General features: G+C 56.2%; 19 protein-coding genes. 9 read left to right on the top strand and 10 right to left on the bottom strand.

Annotated elements, in window-relative coordinates:
- From VGH19_20985 to frr, 6 genes are all read left to right on the top strand, one after another.
- Positions 1 to 213, top strand: a 213-nt coding sequence (locus tag VGH19_20985; GenBank protein HEY1173854.1) for a hypothetical protein, incomplete at its 5' end; no start/stop codon positions are given.
- A gap of 504 nt (positions 214 to 717) precedes the next feature.
- Positions 718 to 4,164, top strand: a complete 3,447-nt coding sequence (locus VGH19_20980; GenBank protein HEY1173853.1) for a PAS domain S-box protein — start codon at positions 718 to 720, stop codon at positions 4,162 to 4,164.
- Between the two features lie 239 nt (positions 4,165 to 4,403).
- Entirely contained in the window at positions 4,404 to 5,204 is an 801-nt protein-coding gene (gene rpsB, locus VGH19_20975; GenBank protein ID HEY1173852.1) for a 30S ribosomal protein S2, read from the top strand.
- Between the two features lie 92 nt (positions 5,205 to 5,296).
- The gene (tsf, locus tag VGH19_20970) at positions 5,297 to 6,127 is read left to right on the top strand and encodes a translation elongation factor Ts (protein HEY1173851.1); all 831 of its coding nucleotides are present in this window, start codon (positions 5,297 to 5,299) and stop codon (positions 6,125 to 6,127) included.
- Positions 6,128 to 6,322: 195 nt separating this feature from the next.
- A complete protein-coding gene (pyrH, locus tag VGH19_20965; GenBank protein HEY1173850.1) occupies positions 6,323 to 7,057 on the top strand; it encodes a UMP kinase in 735 nt (244 codons plus the stop codon).
- Positions 7,058 to 7,097: 40 nt separating this feature from the next.
- Complete coding sequence (gene frr / locus VGH19_20960) at positions 7,098 to 7,652, top strand: ribosome recycling factor (GenBank protein ID HEY1173849.1); 555 nt, start codon at positions 7,098 to 7,100, stop codon at positions 7,650 to 7,652.
- A gap of 88 nt (positions 7,653 to 7,740) precedes the next feature.
- Here frr and VGH19_20955 read toward each other — a convergent pair whose 3' ends face one another.
- Complete coding sequence (locus VGH19_20955; protein HEY1173848.1) at positions 7,741 to 10,452, bottom strand: right-handed parallel beta-helix repeat-containing protein; 2,712 nt, start codon at positions 10,450 to 10,452, stop codon at positions 7,741 to 7,743.
- 256 nt (positions 10,453 to 10,708) lie between these two features.
- Between VGH19_20955 and VGH19_20950 the strand changes: the two genes are divergently transcribed.
- Positions 10,709 to 11,173 (top strand): MarR family transcriptional regulator, encoded by a 465-nt coding sequence (locus tag VGH19_20950; GenBank protein ID HEY1173847.1) that lies wholly within the window; start codon positions 10,709 to 10,711, stop codon positions 11,171 to 11,173.
- A 10-nt stretch (positions 11,174 to 11,183) separates the two neighbouring features.
- Positions 11,184 to 11,603, top strand: coding sequence for a DUF1398 domain-containing protein (locus VGH19_20945; protein ID HEY1173846.1), 420 nt, complete (start codon positions 11,184 to 11,186; stop codon positions 11,601 to 11,603).
- Between the two features lie 75 nt (positions 11,604 to 11,678).
- On the opposite strand, the gene VGH19_20940 is transcribed toward VGH19_20945, so the two are convergent.
- The 8 genes from VGH19_20940 to VGH19_20905 form a co-directional block, all read right to left on the bottom strand.
- A complete protein-coding gene (locus tag VGH19_20940) occupies positions 11,679 to 12,089 on the bottom strand; it encodes a hypothetical protein (protein HEY1173845.1) in 411 nt (136 codons plus the stop codon).
- 25 nt (positions 12,090 to 12,114) lie between these two features.
- Positions 12,115 to 12,507: a DUF1801 domain-containing protein gene (locus VGH19_20935; GenBank protein HEY1173844.1), complete on the bottom strand. Its 393-nt coding sequence runs from the start codon at positions 12,505 to 12,507 to the stop codon at positions 12,115 to 12,117.
- Positions 12,508 to 12,656: 149 nt separating this feature from the next.
- Complete coding sequence (locus tag VGH19_20930; GenBank protein ID HEY1173843.1) at positions 12,657 to 13,010, bottom strand: septum formation initiator family protein; 354 nt, start codon at positions 13,008 to 13,010, stop codon at positions 12,657 to 12,659.
- A 62-nt stretch (positions 13,011 to 13,072) separates the two neighbouring features.
- Positions 13,073 to 13,456 carry a hypothetical protein gene (locus VGH19_20925; GenBank protein ID HEY1173842.1) on the bottom strand — a complete coding sequence of 128 codons (384 nt, stop codon included), beginning with the start codon at positions 13,454 to 13,456 and terminating at the stop codon, positions 13,073 to 13,075.
- Entirely contained in the window at positions 13,431 to 14,390 is a 960-nt protein-coding gene (gene xerA / locus VGH19_20920; protein ID HEY1173841.1) for a site-specific tyrosine recombinase/integron integrase, read from the bottom strand. Before xerA ends, VGH19_20925 begins: the two co-directional genes overlap by 26 nt.
- 22 nt (positions 14,391 to 14,412) lie before the next feature.
- Complete coding sequence (locus VGH19_20915; protein ID HEY1173840.1) at positions 14,413 to 14,811, bottom strand: PIN domain-containing protein; 399 nt, start codon at positions 14,809 to 14,811, stop codon at positions 14,413 to 14,415.
- Positions 14,804 to 15,055: an AbrB family transcriptional regulator gene (locus tag VGH19_20910; protein ID HEY1173839.1), complete on the bottom strand. Its 252-nt coding sequence runs from the start codon at positions 15,053 to 15,055 to the stop codon at positions 14,804 to 14,806. Before VGH19_20910 ends, VGH19_20915 begins: the two co-directional genes overlap by 8 nt.
- 256 nt (positions 15,056 to 15,311) lie before the next feature.
- A complete protein-coding gene (locus VGH19_20905) occupies positions 15,312 to 18,113 on the bottom strand; it encodes a DNA topoisomerase III (protein ID HEY1173838.1) in 2,802 nt (933 codons plus the stop codon).
- A gap of 307 nt (positions 18,114 to 18,420) precedes the next feature.
- Between VGH19_20905 and ubiE the strand changes: the two genes are divergently transcribed.
- Positions 18,421 to 19,140, top strand: coding sequence for a bifunctional demethylmenaquinone methyltransferase/2-methoxy-6-polyprenyl-1,4-benzoquinol methylase UbiE (gene ubiE, locus VGH19_20900; protein HEY1173837.1), 720 nt, complete (start codon positions 18,421 to 18,423; stop codon positions 19,138 to 19,140).
- 129 nt (positions 19,141 to 19,269) lie between these two features.
- On the opposite strand, the gene VGH19_20895 is transcribed toward ubiE, so the two are convergent.
- Positions 19,270 to 20,310 carry a hypothetical protein gene (locus VGH19_20895; GenBank protein ID HEY1173836.1) on the bottom strand — a complete coding sequence of 347 codons (1,041 nt, stop codon included), beginning with the start codon at positions 20,308 to 20,310 and terminating at the stop codon, positions 19,270 to 19,272.
- Positions 20,311 to 20,320: the final 10 nt, after the last annotated feature.

Below are 20,320 nucleotides of genomic sequence, written 5' to 3'. Positions count from 1 at the left end.
CTTGAGCCATCGTCGGATGATGGAGTTGGAAAGTTTTCAGGCCGGTTGCACCGGCAGGCCTATAGGGCACTGAAAACTGATACACCGCTCTTTCTTTTGGGTATCGTGGCGGGTTTTGGGTTCGAGGCGGCAAGCCGCCTCAGGCGGAAAGCGGAGGCAAGCCTCCGCACTCCAAAGTCGTTGTTCGAGGACGACGACGAAGGACGAGAATGACGACGATTAGGCTATTGGAGTGGCTGGCGAGGGTTTCGATCTGGTGGGTGTGGACTGGTGGCTAGAGTGCCGCAGGACAGGATGCCATCGAGATGAGGGAGCATCAAACGGACGAGACGGGAAGGCGACTTCGGGGAACGAATTTAGAATTAAGAAGGATGAATGAAGAAAGGGAAATTGGGGGAAGCATCGAACGTCGAAAGGAAGGTTAGTTAGTCAGGGCCTCAGTGGCGGTTGGTCAATGTGCCAGCTTCCAACATCGAACTTTGGACATCGAGAAGGGGTAGTTGGTGGTTCGTTAAAGAGTTAAATGGATTGGATCGGGAAGCGATTCGGCGGGTGAATCTGTTTAACGATTAACTTGGATGGGACGAATGGGAAAGTTAGCTGGTTGGCGGGGTGTATGGTTTCTGGACATTTTTGTTGGCAGGTTCTATAGTTGAAGTCGCAAGCTGAAATGCAGGAGCGGTTTGGCATTGTTGCCACGGTATAAGGGTAATGAGTATGGGAGAGTCTTTGGATGATCTGGCCCGGCGGCAAGCGCGTCTGGAAGGGGAGGCGCTGGCGCGGGAGGAACGGATGTTTTCCGACATGATGGTGGAGAGCATGCCGGGCATCCTGTACTTTTACGACATGGAGGGGCAGTTCCTGCGCTGGAATAAAAACTTCGAAAAAGTCTCCGGGTATAGTGCAGAGGAAATCGCAGGGATGCATCCACTGGATTTCTTTACCAAGGGAGACAAGGGGTTGATCGAGGAACGGATCGCGGAGGTTTTCACGAAGGGTGAATCCAGCGTGGAAGCTCTTTTTTTGGCGAAGGACGGGCGGACGACGCCTTACTTTTTCACCGGGCGCAAGGTGGAGTTCAGTAATCGCCTGTGTTTGGTGGGGGTGGGTATCGATGTTTCGGAGCGCAAGCTGGCGGAAGCGGCCTTGCGGGTGAGTGAACACCGTTATCGCACGACCTTGGACAGCATCTTGGAGGGTTGCCAGCTGGTCGGTTTTGATGGGCGTTTCCTTTATGTCAATGATGCGGCGGTGGCTCATAACCGGCGGCCCAAGTCAGACTTGTTGGGTCGCAAAATAACGGAGGTCTGGCCGGGGATTGAACAGGCACCGTTTTATGCGTTGATCGAGCGCGGTTTGAAGGAGCGTTTGCCCGGGCAGGAGGAGGTGGAATTCCAATTCAAGGACGGCACCAGGGGCTGGTTTGATCTGCGGGTGCAGCCGGTGGATGAAGGTGTCCTGTTGCTCTCGATCGAGCGAACGCAACGTAAGCTGGCGCTAGACCGCTTGACGGCCAGCGAACAGAAGTATCGCGAGCTGGTGGAGAATGCCAACAGCATCATCTTACGGATGAATTCCGAGGGCAAGATCACCTTGATGAACGAGTTCGGGTTGCGCTTTTTCGGTTATACTGCGGAGGAGATAGCGGGGCGGCATTTGTTGGAGACGATCGTGCCGAGCACGGAAAGCAGCGGCCGCGATTTGCAGTATTTGATGGAGCAGATCTGCGCGGACCCGAAGGCGTTTGAACAGAACGTCAACGAGAACATCCGGCGCAATGGGGAACGAGTCTGGGTCTCGTGGACAAACCGCATCGTGCAGGATGAACAGGGCAGGGTGCAGGAAATCCTGAGCATCGGCACGGACATCACGGAGAAGCGGCGGGCGGAAATGGAATTGCGGCGCTCGACGGAATTGTTACGGGCGGTGGCGGACAATTCGCCGGATGCGATCTTCGTGAAGGATATGCAAGGGCGTTACCTGCTGTTCAATGAAGGTGCGGCGCGGCTGGTCGGGCGCAGTGCGGCGGAGGTCTTGGGCAAGGATGACACCGCCATCTTCTCCCTGGCGGATGTGCTGGTGATCAAAACCAGTGACATGCGGGTGATCGAGTCCGGAGAGGTGCTTACGACGGAAGATGTGCTGACAGCCGCCGGGGTGACCCGCACTTATCTGGCGACAAAAGCCCCGTATCGCGACGTGGATGGGAAGATCATAGGATTGGTCGGCATCTCCCGGGACATCACAGAGCGCAAGCGGGCGGCGGAGTTGATACGGGTCAATGAAGAACGGTTTCAGTTGGTGGCCAAGGCCACGAAGGATGCCATCTGGGATTGGGATCTGGTGGTGAACACGCTGTGGTGGGGGCAGAGCTTTGAGACGCTCTTCGGTTTTCAACGGCGTGAAGTGGAGCCGTCGATCGAGTCTTGGACGAACCGGTTGCACCCGGAGGATCATGCCCGGGTGGTGGATGGAATCCATGCGGCGATTGATAAAGGCGAGTCGAGTTGGACGGATGAGTATCGTTTCCGGCGCAAGGATGGTTCCTATGCCTATGTGTTGGATCGCGGCTACATTTTGCGGGATGAGGAAGGCAAGGCGATCAGGATGATCGGCGGGATCACGGATATCAGCGAGCGAAGGGTCGCCGAGGAGAAATTGCGCGAACAAGCCACGTTGCTGGACAAGGCGCAGGACGCCATTTTGGTCCGTGATCTGGAGCATCGGGTGCTCTTCTGGAACAAAAGCGCGGAACGGGTCTATGGCTGGACGGCGGAGGAAGTCATGGGGCGGCCTTTGCCTGAGTTTTTGTACAAAGACGACACGGCGTTCAAGGCGGCGACGGCTGCCGTTTTGAAACAGGGGGAATGGGTCGGCGAGATCGATCAGAAGACCAAGGCTGGAGCGGATATCGTGGTGGAAGCGCGCTGGACCTTGGTGCGGGATGAAGCAGGCCAGCCCAAATCAATCCTGGCGATCAATACGGACATCACCCAGCGCAAGAAACTGGAACGCCAGTTCCTGCGCACGCAACGGATGGAAAGCATCGGCACGCTGGCGGGCGGTATCGCTCACGATCTAAACAATGTGCTCGCGCCGATCATCATGTCTGCCAACTTGCTCAAGCTGGAGGAGGCGGATCCGGATCGGGTGCGGATACTGGATACGATTGAGACCAGCGCGAGTCGCGGTGCGGCGATGGTGGGGCAGGTGTTGTCCTTCGCGCGCGGCTTGGAGGGACGGCGCGTTGAGGTGCAGGCCAAGCACCTGATCCGTGACATCATCAAGATCACGAATGAGACGTTCCCGAAGAACATCCGGTTGCAGAGCCGAGTGAGCAAGGACTTGTGGGTGCTCAAGGCGGACCCCACGCAGTTGCACCAGGTGTTGCTGAATCTGTGCGTGAACGCGCGTGACGCCATGCCGGATGGCGGGCAGATCACCATCATGGCCGATAACATGATGGCGGACTCCCAATACGTAGCGATGAACATCGAGGCGCGTGAAGGCCCTTATCTGAAGATCGAAGTGGAAGATTCCGGCACCGGCATACCGAAAAATATCATCGACAGCATCTTCGATCCGTTCTTCACGACGAAAGAGGTGGGCAAGGGAACCGGGCTGGGGTTGTCCACTGTGCAAGCCATTGTGAAGGGGCATGGAGGTTTTATCCGGGTGTATAGCGAACCAGGCATGGGGGCGAAGTTCAGCATTTATCTGCCGGCTGAAGGCACCTCCTGTGCCACTGAAACCACGACAGGTGAAGTGAAACTGCCGCGCGGAAAGGGGGAGACGGTCTTGGTGGTGGATGATGAGATATCCATCCGCCAGATAACCAAGCAAACCTTGGAAGCCTTCGGCTACAAGGTGCTGTTGGCAGTGGATGGCTCGGAGGCGATCTCAGAGTATGTGAAGCATCAGAAGGAGGTAGCCCTCGTGCTGACGGACATGATGATGCCCATCATGGATGGTCCGGCGACCATCCAAGTATTAAAACGGCTTAACCCGGACTTGCGGATCATCGGGGCCAGCGGCATCAATGCCAACAGCAAGGTGGCCCAGGCCAGCGGCTTGGGGGTTGCTCATTTCTTGCCCAAGCCTTACACGGCGGAAGTATTGCTGAACACCATCCATGAAGTGTTAGCTGCTCCGGCCAAATCGTAGCTCCGAAGTGAGATAGCTGATTGAAAATAAAGGATTGCACAGCAACAGGCATTTGGTATCTTTCCGCCTCTTTTCGGCTGGGTTACCGCTGGTGACTGTGGTCGGGAAGAAGTTGCAACGACCTTAATATCAAGCCGTTATCGTGTAGGTAAGGGTGGTCACAACAACACTAAACATAAATCCTGTGTTCCGCAGGATGGCCGGTTTATCCGGTTCATAACAAACGGAAATATAAGTACATGGCAGCAACGAATGTAGGTATCAAAGAACTCCTGGAATCAGGCGTTCATTTCGGTCATCAAACGCGCCGCTGGAATCCGAAGATGAAGCGTTTCATCTTCGACGCGCGTAATGGCATCCATATCATCGACCTGAGCCAGACGGTCACCCAGCTTGAGACAGCGTGCAATTTCCTGTCCAAGACGGTGCTCGGCGGCGGCAAGGTGCTCTTCGTGGGCACCAAGAAGCAGGCGCAGGAAGCGGTCAAGGAAGCTGCCAAGGCTTGCGGCCAGATGCACATCACGGAGCGCTGGCTCGGTGGTACGTTGACGAATTTGAAGACGATCAAGCGCTCGCTTGCCCGTCTGAAGCAGATCGAGAAGATGGAGACGGATGGTTCCATCAACGATTACGTGAAGCAGGAGCAGTCCATGATCCGCCGCGAGGCCGCCCGCCTGGTGAAAAACCTGGACGGTGTGCGCACGATGGATCAGCAGCCGGACGCGATGTTCATCGTGGACATCAAGCGCGAGCATAACGCGGTGGCCGAAGGCCGTCGCCTCGGTATCCCCATCGTGGCCATCGTGGACACGAACGCGGATCCGGATCTGGTGGACTACCCGATCGCCGCGAACGATGACGCGATCCGTTCACTGCGTTTGATCCTGAACACGATCACGAACAGCGTGCAGACGGCGAAGGCGGAGTACGACTCTAAGAATGCCCGTCGCAAGCGTGATGAAGAAGCAAAAGCCCAGGAAGCTGCGTCTCCTGCACCTGCCGCTCCGGCAGAAGCAGCGGCAGCTCCGGCCACGGCTTAATAACAAGACGACAACTTTACTTGTGCAAGAGCCGGCAGGGAAAATTCCCCGTCCGGCTCTTCACTGTTCAACGACAAAGAGAGAAAACGATTATGGCTGAAATTACTGCTGCCTCAGTGGGCAAATTGCGTGAGATGACGGGCGCCGGCTTGATGGATTGCAAGAAGGCGTTGACGGAAGCGAATGGTGAATTGGACGCCGCGGTGGACATCCTCCGCAAGAAGAGCGGCTCGATCGCCATCAAAAAGGGTGGTCGCGATACGAATGAGGGCGTGATCGCCCAACATATCACGGCAGGCTCCAAGGTGGGCGTGATCGTGGAAGTGAATTGCGAGACGGATTTCGTGGGCAAGAACGAGTCCTTCCGCGCGTTCTGCGATGAAGTGGCCAAGAAGCTGGCGGAAAATCCCTCCATCGATCTCGAACCGTTCCGCGCTGAACAAGTCGCCAAGGTCGGTGAGAACATCAAGATCTCCCGTCACAGCCGCATGGAAGTGCAAGGCAACGGTCTCGTGGCCGCTTACATCCATACGGGCGCCAAAGTCGGCGTGCTGGTGGAAGTGGGCGCTGGCCAGGAAGCCACGGCTTCCAAGGAAGAATTCAAGCAGCTCGTGCGTGACATCACGCTCCAGATCGCTGCGGCCAGCCCTTCGGCTGTGAACCGCACGGAATTGGATCAGACTGTGGTGGCGAAGGAAAAAGAGATCGCCGAAGAGCAAGCCAAGGGCAAGCCGGCGGCAGCCATCGCGAAGATCGTGGAAGGCAAGCTGGAGAAGTATTACCAGACGACCTGCCTCGTGGATCAAGGCTTCGTGAAGCGTAACAGCGAGATCACGATCAAGGAACATGTGGCCGCCGTGGGCAAGCAGCTCGGTGACGAGATCGTCATCCGTCGCTTCGTCCGTCTGCAAGTGGGCGCGTAAGTTTAAAGTAGTTTCGAGGACCGGCTGTTCTTCGGAGCAGCCGGTTTTTTGTTTTTAGGAGGGATTTGGGGTTTCTCCTACCTCGTCTTCATTTGACTGCTTACCGCCCCGTTGGTAGAAACCTCGCGAACTGATTCGGGAATGTCGTTTGTGCAAAGTGCAACAACAGCACAAGTTACCCGATACCAGCATTGCATGAAAAAAACGTCTAAATCTCCCAAACCCAAGTTTCGTCGTGTTCTTCTTAAATTGAGCGGTGAAGCATTGGGGGGCGAGGAAGGCGTGGGTATCTGCCCGGAGGTGGTGCATGACATGGCCCAGCAGATCAAGGAAGTGCGCGCACTCGGCGTGGAGGTCGTGATCGTGGTGGGCGGTGGCAATATCTTCCGAGGGCTGGCCGGCAGCGAACGCGGCATCGAACGCGCCACGGGCGATTACATGGGGATGCTGGCGACGGTGATCAATGCGCTGGCGCTGCAGGATGCTTTGGAAAAGAAGGGCGTTGCGACTCGCGTGCAGAGCGCGATCTCGATGTCACAAGTCGCCGAGCCGTTCATCCGGCGCCGTGCGGTGCGGCACTTGGAAAAAGGTCGTGTCGTCATCTTCGGTGGTGGCACGGGCAATCCTTATTTCTCGACGGACACAGCGGCGGCTTTGCGCGCAAATGAGATCGGTGCAGAAGTGATCTTGAAGGCGACGAAGGTGGACGGCATCTACGACAGTGATCCGAAGAAGAATCCCAAGGCGAAGAAATTTGAGACGATCAGTTACATCGATGCGTTGCAGAAACAACTCAAAGTGATGGATTCCACGGCGTTTTCGCTGTGCATGGATAACAAGATGCCCATCATCGTGTTCGACCTCTTCAAGCCGCATAACATCAAGAACGTGGTGCTGGGTGAGAAGGTGGGCACGTTGGTGAAGTCCTAATTGAATTTAAGATAGCAGACGACAGGAGAACATTATGCCAATCGACGACATTTTGCTGGAAGCGGAAGAGAAGATGCAGAAGACCGAGGAGGTCGTGCAGCACGAGTTTAGCGGTGTGCGCACGGGCAAGGCCTCGCCTTCACTGGTGGAAAATATTTTGGTGGATGTTTACGGTTCGCATATGCGCATCCGTGAGCTGGCGGGCATCACCACGCCGGAATCGCGGGTGATCATGATCCAGCCGTGGGATGCCACTACTGTGTCCGCGATCGACAAAGCGATCCAGAAGGCGAACCTCGGTTTGAACCCGGTGAGCGATAAGAAATATCTGCGCATCGTGTTGCCAGAATTGAGCCAGGAGCGTCGTGAAGAATTCGTGAAAGCGGTTAAGAGCATGGCGGAGAAGGCTCGGGTGGCCATCCGTCACGTGCGCCGCGACACGATGGAAGCGCTCAAGAAAGAGGGTAAGGCTGGTGGCGTGACAGAAGACGATGTGAAGGCATCCGAGAAGGAAGTGCAGAAGCTGACGGATGATTACATCGCCAAGATCGACAAGCATCTCGCGCACAAAGAAAAAGAGATCATGACGGTGTGAGGTGAGAGGGTAGAATATTTTGAAAACGAAAAGGGCCGCAGAGATGCGGCCCTTTTTCTTTTGTGTTTTTTGTGCCTCTTCGTGGCCATCACTTCTGATTCTTGAGTTCCAAGTTATCCAGATAATAAACCGTCTTCACCTGCGCATTGCTCACGAAGCCCAGCCAGCGCAGCGATTTCCAATCCGCATGCGTGTTCTTTAAGCCGGTAAACTTCTGCGGAGCTTGCCCGGCCACCGTCACCGTGAGGTCCCACATGCCCGTAGATTGCGCGCCTAAGCCCGCTTTGATTTCGAGCCGTACCCATTGGTTATTCGGGATCACCATCTGTTTGCCAACGGCTGACAGTTTGCCGCCTTGGATCCATAGGCTCGGGCCGGTTTTGTAAGGCGCAGAGTTGTCGCGCCATTCGTGATAGAACTGCACGCCGGGCTCCAGATAAATATCATACGCGCAAGTGGTGACGCCTTCAGTGTGATGTGGATCGAAATGGAAGTGCGGATTAAACCCAGCCTTCAATCCCGGCGCATCTGTGATCTTGAGGCTGCGTTTGCCCGAAGCCGCCTTTTCTTCCGTCACGGTGATGCTGTCGCCTTTCTTTTCCGTGCTCACCGTGGCCTTCTTCACCTCAGCACCTACGGCCAGCTTCTCGAAGTCCTCTTTGAAACTCATTGGCGGCGGACCGGGAGGCGCTGGTGGCGGTTCCACGGGGGGATAGGTGACGGAACTGGCTAGCTTGGTCCACGCGCTGTCGCCATACACGCCAGCTTTATTGTAGTCGAATGGCTTGAAGCCCATCTTTAATGCGGGTGAACTGGACGCGAGGGTGAAGTCGTATTTCTGCGGAGCGGTGAATTTCGGATCGGCGATCTGGGCGGTCTTGTCTTTGCCAGTTTTCTGCCAATCGGCGAGTGACAGGCCGAGGAACGTCACGGGTTCACCAGCGGTGTTCCAATAGAGGTTATTGTTCACCACCACATTGGTGTCCTTCCAATTGCTCGCGAGGAGCGGCCCGGTGTTCCACAGCACGATGTTATTCGTGAAGTAAAAGGAGATGTGAGGCTCCACGCGCGTGCGCTGGAGTTGATGCTCGATGGCGTAGGCGAAGATGTTGTTCCGGATGACGTTGTCTCGCCCATAGTGCTGATGGTAGCCGCCCGTCTTGGTGTTATAGACGAGGTTGTTTTCCATCATGATGCCCGTGCTGCCTTCGTCGTTATAGAGGCCCCAGCCGCCATAAGTGAAGGAATTGATATCGTGGATGCGATTGTTGCTCACGGTTGTGCCTTCGGAGGGCCCAAGCGTATAGACCGCGCCCATATCACTCAGCATGCCCCAGCCGATGTGATGGATGTGATTGAAATCGATTGTGTTCCGCTTCGCCAAGCTCTCCGCGTAACCCCAACGCCAGCCGACGGACACGCCCGTGTAATAGAGATCTGCGATATCATTATGCGTCACCTTGTTATCACCGCTGTGACCGATCCATACGCCCACAGCGCAGGGGAAGACGTGCCCACCATGCCGGATGATGTTGTTATCCACCTTCATATGGCTGGTGCGGTCATCCGCCTTCGCTGCGATGCCCGCTTCACCGATGCGCACGCCACCTGCGCCGAAATCCGTGATGAAGCAGCGTTGCACCGTGTTATCCTTGCAACCTTTGCGGAACCAGATGGCGTAAGTGCCGAAGTGGCTGAGCTCGCAATCCTCGATGTTGATATTGCGCGCACCATCCACTTGCACCACGGCCTCAATCGGCGCAGCGGCTTGCGCGGGCTCGAAGCCGCTCGCGGGCGTGAGCCATTGCGCGTGGGAGAAGGTGAGGCCTTTGAAAGTCAGGTGCGTGACGAATTTGCCATTAGTGGAATCACCCGCGATGATGAGGAACTTGTCCGTGACCGGCGCGATGACTTCAGCCTTCGTCATGTCCTCACCGGGGCGCGGTTTATAATAAAGCGTGCCCGTGCGACTGAGAAACCATTCACCCGCGACATCCAGTGCGGCGAGGTAATTTTCGAAATGGAAACCAGTTTTGTAATCCCAAGAATTGTGATTTTTCATGCCTTCGCCCGAGGTGGTGAAGGTGCCAGCGGTCGCATCGATGGAGTCGAGGAAGCGGCGCGTGTTATCCCATTTGTGAAAGGCCACGAGATTGACATCCTTCAACTCATTCGGCTTGAGCGTGGCGAGGGTTTTCAGGTTCTCCGGCAGGGTGGTGACGGTCTGCGTGGCTTTCTTGGCGCGGGCCTTGGCGGTTCCTGCATCGAGGATGGTCTCGTCCACGCTCTGCATGTAATAGAAGAATTTGTTCGGCGTGCGGGCACGGGTGGCGCGCTGACCATTCACCCAGAGCTGCTCGAAATACCACTGACCAGCCTTCACCTCCGGCACCTCAGCGGTCCAGAGCCCGTTGGCCGCAGGCTTGAAACCTTTGATGACGCGTCCGCCCGTGATGAGCGGCTTGGCCCCAGGCGCGGCCTCATAACGGATCGGCGCAGAGGCACTGCCGCTATCGGCCAAATCAAACTTCACCGCCTGCGTGATGGTGTAGGTGCCATTGGCGAACTGAACCGTGATCGGCTCATTCGGCGTGGCAGCCTTGAGCTTCCGTACGGCCAGCCTCGCCCCATCCAACGAAGCAAGTGGGCCATCGGTCTTGGCGGCGTTCGGACCAGCTAGTTTGCCGGACCATTGATCATTGCCATTCGGTGCAACGCGAAGCGTGGCGGCAGAAAGTGCGGAGGCCAGGCCGCAGAACCACGCGGCCAGTGCGAGACGAAGTGAACGAGACGTCAGCATAACGATGTAAAATGGACGCTGAAACAATCGGTCATCTTCAAGCGAAGGGGAAGGCGGAATTGCGGGATGGAGCGCGGGACTGTGTCCCGCAGGACGGTTTATAAACACTAGCGCGGTTGAATCTACTGAAAACAGTGGTGAAGCCTTTCTTAGTATTTGGTCATCAATTGCCATGTCGTATGGTCCTGCGGGACACAGTCCCGCGCTCCACTTGCAGGTGCTTGACTTAAATAGTTTCCTAGGAAACTATTTATCTGTGAGAGATAAGCAAACAGCGACTTCAGGCTTGGAAGGCCATTTAGGCTATTGGCTGCGGTTTGTCTCCAATCATGTCTCGCAGGCGTTTGCGCGGAAGGTGCAGGAGCAGGGCGTGACGGTGGCGGAATGGGTGGTGTTGCGGGCTCTATTCGATGTGACGGAGATCAATGCTAGCGGACTGGTGGAGCGGGTCGGTTTGACGAAGGGGGCGGTGTCCAAGCTGGTGGAGCGGTTGGTGAACAAGGGTTTGATGAACTCCATGACAGATGAGCAGGACCGCCGGGTGCAGCGGTTGAAACTGACCTCAGCAGGGCGGAAGCTGGTGCCCGTATTGGCAGCTCTGGCAGATAAGAATGATGAAGAGTTTTTCGGGCATCTGAACATCATGCAGCGGAAGGAAGTGACTGGCGTGTTGCAGGAGATTGTCAGGCGTCATGGTTTGAAAGATGTGCCGGTTGATTGAAGGGATTTATATGAATGAAACGATTGTAGCGGAGATAGAAGAGTGCAGCCGTTTATCGCAAGCGGGACAAATCTCGTTTGGCGAAGTGGTACAGCGGCTGATCAAAGCAGGCGTGGAACGGTATCACGCGGACTATTCCCGCGCTGAGACAACGTATTACCTGCCGAATGAAGAGACGTTGGTGATCCCACTCAAAGTGGCACAACCGGCATTGGGTGAGACGTTTTCAGCCGAGGAAGTGCAGGCATCCGTGCGTGGAGCACAGCGGGGTGAGGTGCTGTACCCGGAGTTTGTGCGGAGGACGAAGCTGGCGGGGTGCGTAGGCTACTTTGTGTTGCTGACGGGGAAGTGTGTGCAGTATCTGGGACGTCGTGGAGAGATTCATACGGAATGGTTTCCGGGAGCGCCGGTTGCACCGGCAGGCCAATGATAAGGAGAAAAGAGAGATCGTGCCTCTGCCGGGAGGACGGTTAGGTGGGGGAAACCCGGCCCTGCCTTTAATTTACTATTGTCGCGGCTCGAAACCGTTGGCGTCTTCTGTCATTGCCCAATCCTTCATATCTGGCACGACTACTTGGGTAACAAAGGCGAAAGTATCTTCAAAGCAACCGACCAAGATGTTCCATGTCCGGGGAGATGGTTTTGAAGTGTCGGTAAATACTGGATGGAAATAGATTACTTCATCGGTGATACGACCATCGATGATTTTAAGTCCGGCAAAATCGTCACAATCCTGACGGCGCGCGAAAACGAAGACTTCGCCTGCATGCACATCTTCGTGGTGAAACACTTTGGCGGCAAAGGCCATCTCCTCCGGTTCTTTGATAAAATGCCAAGGCGTGAAACTGTTCAGCTCTTGAACCAAGAACCAACGCAGAGCAGTTGGCCAAGCAGAGTTGATTTTTGAACGTTCCATAAATTCCTTTTCTGCGTTCTGACATTCACCGGGACTTTGCGATGTCTGCAGGATCGCCCAAATCTCTGTTCAACTTCACTGCGGCTTTGACGAGTTTGCGGACGGTGGTGGCGGAAATGGAATCACCTTCACGGAGTTCGAGGGTGGCCATCTCGTATTTGCCGCCGGGTTTCAGGCGGGACTCGATCTCACGCAAAAGCTGGCCGCGCCAGAAACCGAAGAGGACGCGGTCTTCCTCCGCCCGGATGAGGAGCACGGGACCGTTGCTGAAGTAAACCAAGTGCCCCCATTTGATGACTTCCTCCAGCTTGGCCGCAGCCTTGACTGCTTCGCGTATGCCGGTGACGCATTCCAAGCGCCAGCCTTTCAGGGCGGCGACATAGGCATCAGGGGTTGCCGCTGGGATGGTTTTCTTCATGGGCATAGTGCGAGGGTATGCCGTGTGAATCTGGGGAGCAAGCGAAGGAGGTTCTACGATTGCGAAGGGAAAAAATCGAACATCCAACACCGAACTCTGAAAATCGAATGAAGCAAGTTCCGCCTCCTGAACTCGGCGGCTACGAATGACTACTGCGTCACCGGGCCTTGAGGAGGCAACGAAACACTGTTCGTCCCGGGAGGCTCGAAGCGGATGATGGTTTCGCCTGGCTTGGCGTAACCGAGGCGTTCACGAGCGAGACGTTCTACGGCCTTCGGAGCGGTCGCGGGATCGCGCAGGGTATCGATGGAGGCTTTGAGTTCGCGGGCCTTGGTTTCTTCCAGGCGAATCTCGTTATCCAGGCGCAAAATCTCTTTGCGCATGCGCTCATTTTTTTGGATGAGGGGGAGATACCAGACGCCGACACCGAGGAGAATCGCGACGACAATGAGGCACAGCACCAACTGAGTTAAACGATCCCAGATGTTCGCACTGTCACTCATTTGCGGTGATTAAAAGCAGAGTTGTGGCGGCTTGTGAAGCGGAGAAATGAAAAATCGTGCGGTTATTTGTAGACGCGCTTGGCTTCGGTGAGCTTCTTCTCGGGATTAAAAGTGAGGCGGATGTAGGAGTCGGGCGAGCCGGTCATGGTGCTGGTCTGCAGTCCATAGAAGCCGCTGGTGACCACGGTGCCGCCGTCTGAACCGCGATAAGTGAGCCATTCGCAGACCTGTGTGCCATCCGTCAGTGTGGCGGTCTTATCCGGTGGCCCCATTTCTTTCACGGCATCATCAAAGGTGTAGTTCCCGACTCGGGAAGCCCAATCAATCTTGTTCGTCTGACAGCCAGCGAAGAGGCCGAGCGTGAGGAATAGGAATAGAGTGCAAAGTGACTTGAGCCAAACTCCGGCAAGGCGTGACGTTTTAGGCGCGTGGGTGGGCGGATTCATAGGCTTTCTTGAGTCGATCCGTGGTCAAATGGGTGTATACCTGCGTGGTCACGAGATGCGCGTGACCGAGGAGTTCCTGCACGCTGCGCAGGTCAGCGCCGTTATTCAGCAGATGGGTGGCGTAGCTGTGACGTAGTTTGTGGGGCGTCAATGAAGGATCCAAACCGCTGGCAGCGAGGTAGCGTTTCAGGCGGAGTTGCACAAGGCGCGGTTGCAACGGCTTCCGGGAATCGGCTTTGCTGAAAAAGAGCGGGCCATCGGCAGAGTCGTCATTGCCCAAGGCTTTCCGGTAGCGGCGGATGGCTTCCAGTGCAGGCGTACCGATGGGCACCTGGCGTTCCTTCTTGCCCTTGCCGCGCACGCGGATGAGTTGCTCGTTCCAATCAATGTCCTCGATGTTGATGCCGCAAGCCTCGCTGATACGCAGGCCGCAGGAGTAGATGACCTCTTGCACCGCAGCATCGCGGAGGAAATCGACGGGGTCGACGCCTTTGGTCTCAGATTTCTGGATGGCGTCGAGTTCACGCAAGGGGGCTTCGAGCAAACTCTGGGTCTGTTCCGGCGTGAGGAATTTGGGTAGACGCTTGGGCTGCTTAGGCAGCGAGATATTGCGAATGGGCGTCACTTCCACTTCACCCCGGCGCACGAGGAATTTGTAGAACGTTCTCAGCGAGCTAAAGTGAAGCTGGATGGAAGCACGGCCGAAATTCTTGCGACCCAAGTAACGGAGAAAGGCGCGGAAATCATCGCGCTGAAGGGATTTCCAGTTGGGCGGCGATTTGCGTTCCTGATTATGCCAGCTGCAGAAGTCCGTGAGGGCGTGACGGTAATTCCGTTGCGTGTAAACTGAAGCCCCGCGATCCGTGGCGAGATGCTGGAGGAACTGCAAGAGCAGTTCGTCTTTGATCTCGGTTTCTGCGGCGGTTGCGGACATAAAACACTATACTCGATTTCGCTTACTTGCCCAAGTAATGGATCAGGTCGGGGGCGAAGGAATAATAATCCTGATCTAAAGTCAGCAGGCGTTTAGCGGAAGCTTTCCGTGCAGCAGCGACGTGGAGGGCGTCAAAGATGGCACCGCCACGAACGCCATTCTTCGGTGAGCTGGCGATCAGTTTGGAATACTCGCTCCAGGTCAGGTCCACTTTCTTGAGGTCCTTGGTGTTATGCAGCAACACATCACTCACGGTTTGTGGATCGAGCCGCAGACGACCCGAGAGGATGGAATACGCTTCGGCCAAGGCATGAGCAGAAGTGATGCCTCCAGCGGCTAGGGCATCCGCGCATTCTTCATGAAAGGGCTGGGAATCCACTAAGGCGGCGATGAGCACGGACGAGTCGAGGTAATCACTCATAGCGCTCCTTGCGCATCTGCTTGAGTGCGGTCACCGCAGGCAGCTCGCTCTCGGCTTTGATGACTAGTAACCCGTTGCTCTTCTTGACCACGGAAGATTTCTTATCCGGCAGACCGACCACTAGCCGCCCGTTCTGGATCTCGGCCTTGAGCTTTGTTTCGCCAGAAACACCCAAGGCGGTGCGCAATGACCGGGGGATGACCATGCGGCCAAACTTATCGATGGTAAGCGTGGTTTCTGCCATATCTATGGTATGCCATAGGGTTTAAGTTATGGCAAATGTTAAACCATAAACGTGGCAAGGCTTTCGGTTTGAATGGAGCGCGACTCTCCGAGTCGCAGCAATGTGGAATGATCAGATAGCTTTCAAAGCTAGAATAGGACGCAAAAACAAGCTTCTGAGCGGGTGAACGAATCTTTACCTGCTTGTGCTTAGGTACGTTGCTGCGACTCGGAGAGTCGCGCTCCGGTCTTGCAAGCCGTTTTTGCTTGGGGATGGCCTAACTATCCGGGAACTCGAATTCCACCTTGCCGGTCTTCTTCACCACCAGATGGGCCTTGAAAGGCTTGCCGGAGCGGGAGACGAAACCGGTGAGCAGATCAGTGCGCTTGCTCTTGAGCAACTTCTCGGCCTGATCCTTGTCGATAGCGAGCTGGCAGATCAGCTTGCCGGTCTTGAAGGTGCACTTCTTGGCGTCGCGCTGAGTGTTCTCGCAGAGATAATTGTCCGCTGTCTCGAAGACCTGGCCACCGCACTTCGGGCATTTGCCGTTGAGCGGGGTCAGGCCGGTGAAATCGATTTTCGGTGCGGGTTCCTTGCTCTTCGCGCCCTTCTTGGCTTCGCGCGGCGGGAACTCGAACTTCACTTCGCCCTTCTTCAGCACCATGAAGGCGTCGAACTTGCGGTTCGTTTTCTTGGAGACGAAGCCCTTCAGCACATCGGTCTTGCCGTCGGCAAGGAGCTTCGTCATCTGCGTGGCGTCGATCTCCTGTTGCAGGATGACCTTGGACGCGCGGAAGTCGCAGGTCTTTTCCGGACCCGTGGCCTTCTCGCAGACGTAGTGCAGACCATGCTCGAACACTTGCGCGCCGCATTTCGGGCACTTGCCCAAAGGCGTCTTGCCGGTGAAATCCACGGGCGCGGAAGATTCGCCTTCCTTCTTGTTATCGCCGAAATCGAACTCGAGCTTGTGCTCATCGCTCAGCTTCAGCATCGCGGCGAAGGGGAAGCCCTGACGGCTGCGGAAACCTTGCAGCGGTCCCAGCACGCGATTCTGGATCAGCGTCTCGGATTCCGTGCCTTCCATGATGCGGCCGGAGAGGAACTTCGGCAGGCTGAAATCGCACTTGGTGCATTGGAAGCGGCGATAATTCTCCTTCACCACTGCGCCGCACTTCGGGCAGGGCGTTTTGAGGTCGCCAAAATCACCCGGGACTTCTTCGCCTTGGAAACCTTTCGTGCGCTCGACGATCCGGCGCGTCATGTCCGCGATCTGCGACATGAAATCCGGACGCGAGAGGCGGCCTTGTTCCATCTCCTTGAGCTTGAACTCCCATTCACCGGTAAGCTCCGGCTTGGACAGCTCCTGAATGTTCAGACCGCGCAGCAGCGCGATGAGCATGAACGCCTTGCCAGTGGGCTGAAGTTCATTGCCATTGCGGAGCAGATATTCTTCGTTAACGAGACCTTCGATGATGGATGCGCGCGTGGCGGGTGTGCCGAGACCGCGTTCGCTCATCGCTTCGCGCAAGCCTTCGTCATCCACCAATTTGCCCGCACCTTCCATCGCGGAGAGCAACGTCGCTTCTGAATAGCGCGGAGGCGGCTTGGTCTGCGATTCCTTGAGGTCGATCTCGCGCGTGTGGACCTTCTCATCCGGCTTCACCGGCACGAGATTGCTCGTGGTGTCATCGCTATCGCCCGCGCCTTCCTTGCCATAGACTTCGAGCCAGCCCGCTTTCACGAGTACTTTGCCGTCTGTCTTAAAGGGTTCGCCTTCCACGCGCGTGATGCGAACGGTGACGAGGTATTCGGCCGCCGGATAGAACACGGAGAGGAAACGGCGCACGACCATGTCGTAAACCTTTAGCTCCATGTCACTCAGATCCTTCGGTGCGACACCTGTGGGGATGATCGCAAAGTGATCCGAGATATTGGCGTTATTGAAGATACGCTTGTTCGGGCGCACCCAGCCTTGCTCCAAAATCGTCCCGGCAAAACGTGCGTACACCGTATCCGCCATGGACTCCAGCGTCGTGCGTGTGGTGGGGAGGTAATCCTCCGGCAGGGCGCGAGCATCAGTACGCGGATAGGTCAAAACCTTGTGACGCTCGTAGAGCGCTTGCGCGATCTGCAGCGTGCGCGAAGCGGAGAGGCCGAAACGGCGGTTGGCATCGCGCTGCAAGCTCGTCAGATCGTAGAGGAGCTGGGAAAGCTGGCTGCTCGGTTTGCTTTCTTCCGTGACGATGCCGGGTTTGCCCAGGCACTTCGCCTTGATCGCTTCCGCCTTCGCCTTGTCCCAGATGCGCTCGGCGCGCAGGGCTTCATCGGCTTCCTTGCCGCCAGCGGGTTTGGAAAATTTTTCGTCGAACCAACGGCCAACGTATTCGCCCGCTTCGCAGGTGAAAGTAGCATTCGCTTCCCAATAGGTGCGGGGGATGAAGCGACGGATCTTTTCCTCGCGTTCAACAAGAATGGCGAGGGTAGGCGTTTGCACGCGACCCACGGTAGTCTTGTTGAAACCGCCGCCTTTGGAATTGAAGGCGGTCATCACGCGCGTGCCGTTGATGCCTACGAGCCAATCGGCCTCGCTCCGGCAGGTGGCGGCATCGGCGAGCGGTTGCATATCCTCACCCTTGCGCAGTTTATTGAAACCTTCCTTGATGGCTGCTGCCGTCATGCTTTGCAGCCAGAGACGTTGGATGGGCTGCTTGGCACCCGTGTGCTGGATGATGTAACGGAAAATCAGTTCACCTTCGCGCCCGGCATCGCAAGCATTGATCAAATTGTCTACGTCCTTGCGCTTGATGAGCTTCTGGAGCGTTTTCAGCTTATCCATGCTCTTCTCGCGAGGGATCAGGGCGAAGTGCGGGGGGATGACGGGCAGGGCGGCAAAGCTCCACTTGCCCTTCTTCACCTCATACTCTTCCGGGCAGGCGATCTCGAGCAAATGGCCGACGGCCGAGGCGATGACAGCGTTATCGCTCTCGTAATAGTCGTCCGTTTTCTTGAAACCACCCAAGGCCTTGGCGATGTCGCCAGCGACCGATGGCTTTTCTGCGATGATCAGTGACTTGCCCATGATTTCTGTACGCTTTACCTCGCAGGGCTGATTGCGCTCCGAGACTTTACAAGCGCCGAAACGTGGACAAAAAACCGCCACAAGTCAAAAACTCATTCCTAAAAGTGAGGAGAAAAACGTCAAATCCAAAGCTCAAAGCCACAGTGGACAACCAATGCTAAAGCGTTTTGGATGAATAAGTTATGAGTGCGCCGTCTTTTGCTGTTTGAAAATTTGAGATTTCTTTGGGATTTGGAGCTTGGGTTTTGGTGTTTGCCCGGTCAGGGGGCTTGTTTTTTACCCAATCGTGCTAAAGTGCGCCCGCGCAATGGCTAACAAGTTCTATGAGGCGGGTGAGAAACGGGCGGAGAAGGTGAACGACCTTTTCGCTGCCATTGCGCCCCGTTATGACCTGATCAATGACCTGCAAAGTTTCGGGATGCACCGGCTTTGGAAACGGAAATTGATCAAGCTGGCGGCGGTGAAGCCCGGGGGGAAGGCGCTGGACCTTTGTTGCGGGACGGGCGATGTCGCCTTCGCCTTGGCGGGGCAGGGGGCGGAGGTATTGGGCGTGGATTTCAGCGGTCCGATGCTGATGGTGGCGAAGGAACGTCAGGCGCGGGATGGCGTGAAGCAGGTTGAGTTCGTGCGCGGCGATGCTCTGAGACTGCCAGCGGCGGATGCATCGGTGGATGTGCTGACGATCAGCTATGGTTTGCGGAACTTAGCGGATTTTGAGGGAGGCTTGCGTGAGATGTTGCGGGTGCTTAAGCCAGGTGGACGGTTGCTCGTTTTGGATTTCGGTGTGCCGGACAATGTGCTTTGGCGTTGGGGCTACTTTCAATATCTGAAATGGTTCGTGCCGGTCTTTGGTCGGCTCTTCTGCGGGGATTCAGACACGCATGCTTACATCCTGAAGTCTCTGCAGCATTACCCGGCGCAACGCGGGGTGGAGAAGCTGATGCACAAGCTGGGCTGTCAGGATGTGCGGGTGGTGAATCTGCTGGGCGGGGTGATGGGGATTAATTATGGAGTGAAGGCTTCCTGATATGTAGCTGCCTGACGTTAGTCGACGCTGACTCTTTGCGTGCAAGCGCGGACTAACGGCCGCGGCTACGGATAAAGAAAAATGCCCCGAACTTTCGTTCGGGGCATGCACATTTATTGAGGCTTAAACTTAATCCTTCACACTCAGCAGCATGTCTTCCATAAGCGCCAGCGCGGTGGCTTCAGCGATCTCTCGCACATCGAAGCTGCGTAGCACGCGACCGGCGTAGCGGTCTTTGCCGAGGATGTCCGATGCGGAGGCTTGGCCGATGATCTGCGAGTCTTTCACGCGGATGGCCGTGGCTTGAATGTCAGGGGCGGAATACGTTTTGTCACCGCTGACTTCGGGCACGGTGATGTTGCGGGAGGAGATGAGCACTTCCAGCACCACGTCTGCCTGTGCAGCAATGGCCGCACGATCTTTGCGGGCTTGCTCGGTGTCCGTGGATTTCAGGATCTCTTCCACAGAGCGGCTGCCCATGAGCTGGGTGGCGGTGCGTTGATCGGTGATCTTCGCATTGCCGTGGCGGAGCGGACGGCCGAAGAGGCGTTCCACATCGCGCACGGTTTGTTTATCGGCCAAGGTCTGGTCAGCTCGCGCGGTGTTCTTGAATGTATCATCGCGCGAGGACTTTTCGTTCACAGAGGAAATATTGCCCTTGCCGATCGGCACATTGCCGCTGCCCGCATCGCCGCTGATGTTCACATTGCCACCGGCGGAGATGTTGCCGCCGTTCGCTTTGTTATTGGCGTTCGGATCAGCTACGAAATCACTGTTGTAAGTGGTCTTTGAGGTGGTCGTTTTCTCCGTGCGACCGGAGAGCGCGAAACCGGATTTTTCATCCACCAGTTCGCGATTCACGTAGATCAGGATACGTGGCTCGCCGAGCTTGGCGTAACCTTTCTTGAATGCCTCGATGATGCCACGCGCCTGTTCGGGCGAGACGAGTGAAGGCTGTCCGGCGATCGGCTGCTGTTGATAGACGTAAACCGGATTGTTCGCTGTGGGCACCACGGGCGGTTGCACTGCGCCGCCTTCAGCGGTGGTCAACGGCGGTGGTGGCTGCGGAGCCATCGGCTTGCCATCCGGACCGATCTTCTGCGCGGGCTGGGCATAAGCCGAACCAACGGCGAGGACAACTGCCAGTGTAGCTGCAATGGACGTTTTCATACGGAAACTT

The sequence above is a fragment of the Verrucomicrobiia bacterium genome (assembly GCA_036405135.1).
GTDB lineage: Bacteria > Verrucomicrobiota > Verrucomicrobiia > Limisphaerales > JAEYXS01 > JAEYXS01.
The sequence above is the reverse complement of the archived record's forward strand: the minus strand, read 5'-3'. Positions and strand labels throughout refer to the sequence as shown.

Bases quoted from the DNA above. Each gene is read 5' to 3' on its own strand.
- VGH19_20980 (HEY1173853.1), top strand. From the start codon at position 718: ATGGGAGAGTCTTTGGATGATCTGGCCCGGCGGCAAGCGCGTCTGGAA.
- rpsB (HEY1173852.1), top strand. From the start codon at position 4,404: ATGGCAGCAACGAATGTAGGTATCAAAGAACTCCTGGAATCAGGCGTT.
- tsf (HEY1173851.1), top strand. From the start codon at position 5,297: ATGGCTGAAATTACTGCTGCCTCAGTGGGCAAATTGCGTGAGATGACG.
- pyrH (HEY1173850.1), top strand. From the start codon at position 6,323: ATGAAAAAAACGTCTAAATCTCCCAAACCCAAGTTTCGTCGTGTTCTT.
- VGH19_20955 (HEY1173848.1), bottom strand. From the start codon at position 10,452: ATGCTGACGTCTCGTTCACTTCGTCTCGCACTGGCCGCGTGGTTCTGC.
- VGH19_20945 (HEY1173846.1), top strand. From the start codon at position 11,184: ATGAATGAAACGATTGTAGCGGAGATAGAAGAGTGCAGCCGTTTATCG.
- VGH19_20940 (HEY1173845.1), bottom strand. From the start codon at position 12,089: ATGGAACGTTCAAAAATCAACTCTGCTTGGCCAACTGCTCTGCGTTGG.
- VGH19_20935 (HEY1173844.1), bottom strand. From the start codon at position 12,507: ATGAAGAAAACCATCCCAGCGGCAACCCCTGATGCCTATGTCGCCGCC.
- VGH19_20930 (HEY1173843.1), bottom strand. From the start codon at position 13,010: ATGAGTGACAGTGCGAACATCTGGGATCGTTTAACTCAGTTGGTGCTG.
- VGH19_20925 (HEY1173842.1), bottom strand. From the start codon at position 13,456: ATGAATCCGCCCACCCACGCGCCTAAAACGTCACGCCTTGCCGGAGTT.
- xerA (HEY1173841.1), bottom strand. From the start codon at position 14,390: ATGTCCGCAACCGCCGCAGAAACCGAGATCAAAGACGAACTGCTCTTG.
- VGH19_20915 (HEY1173840.1), bottom strand. From the start codon at position 14,811: ATGAGTGATTACCTCGACTCGTCCGTGCTCATCGCCGCCTTAGTGGAT.
- VGH19_20910 (HEY1173839.1), bottom strand. From the start codon at position 15,055: ATGGCAGAAACCACGCTTACCATCGATAAGTTTGGCCGCATGGTCATC.
- VGH19_20905 (HEY1173838.1), bottom strand. From the start codon at position 18,113: ATGGGCAAGTCACTGATCATCGCAGAAAAGCCATCGGTCGCTGGCGAC.
- ubiE (HEY1173837.1), top strand. From the start codon at position 18,421: ATGGCTAACAAGTTCTATGAGGCGGGTGAGAAACGGGCGGAGAAGGTG.
- VGH19_20895 (HEY1173836.1), bottom strand. From the start codon at position 20,310: ATGAAAACGTCCATTGCAGCTACACTGGCAGTTGTCCTCGCCGTTGGT.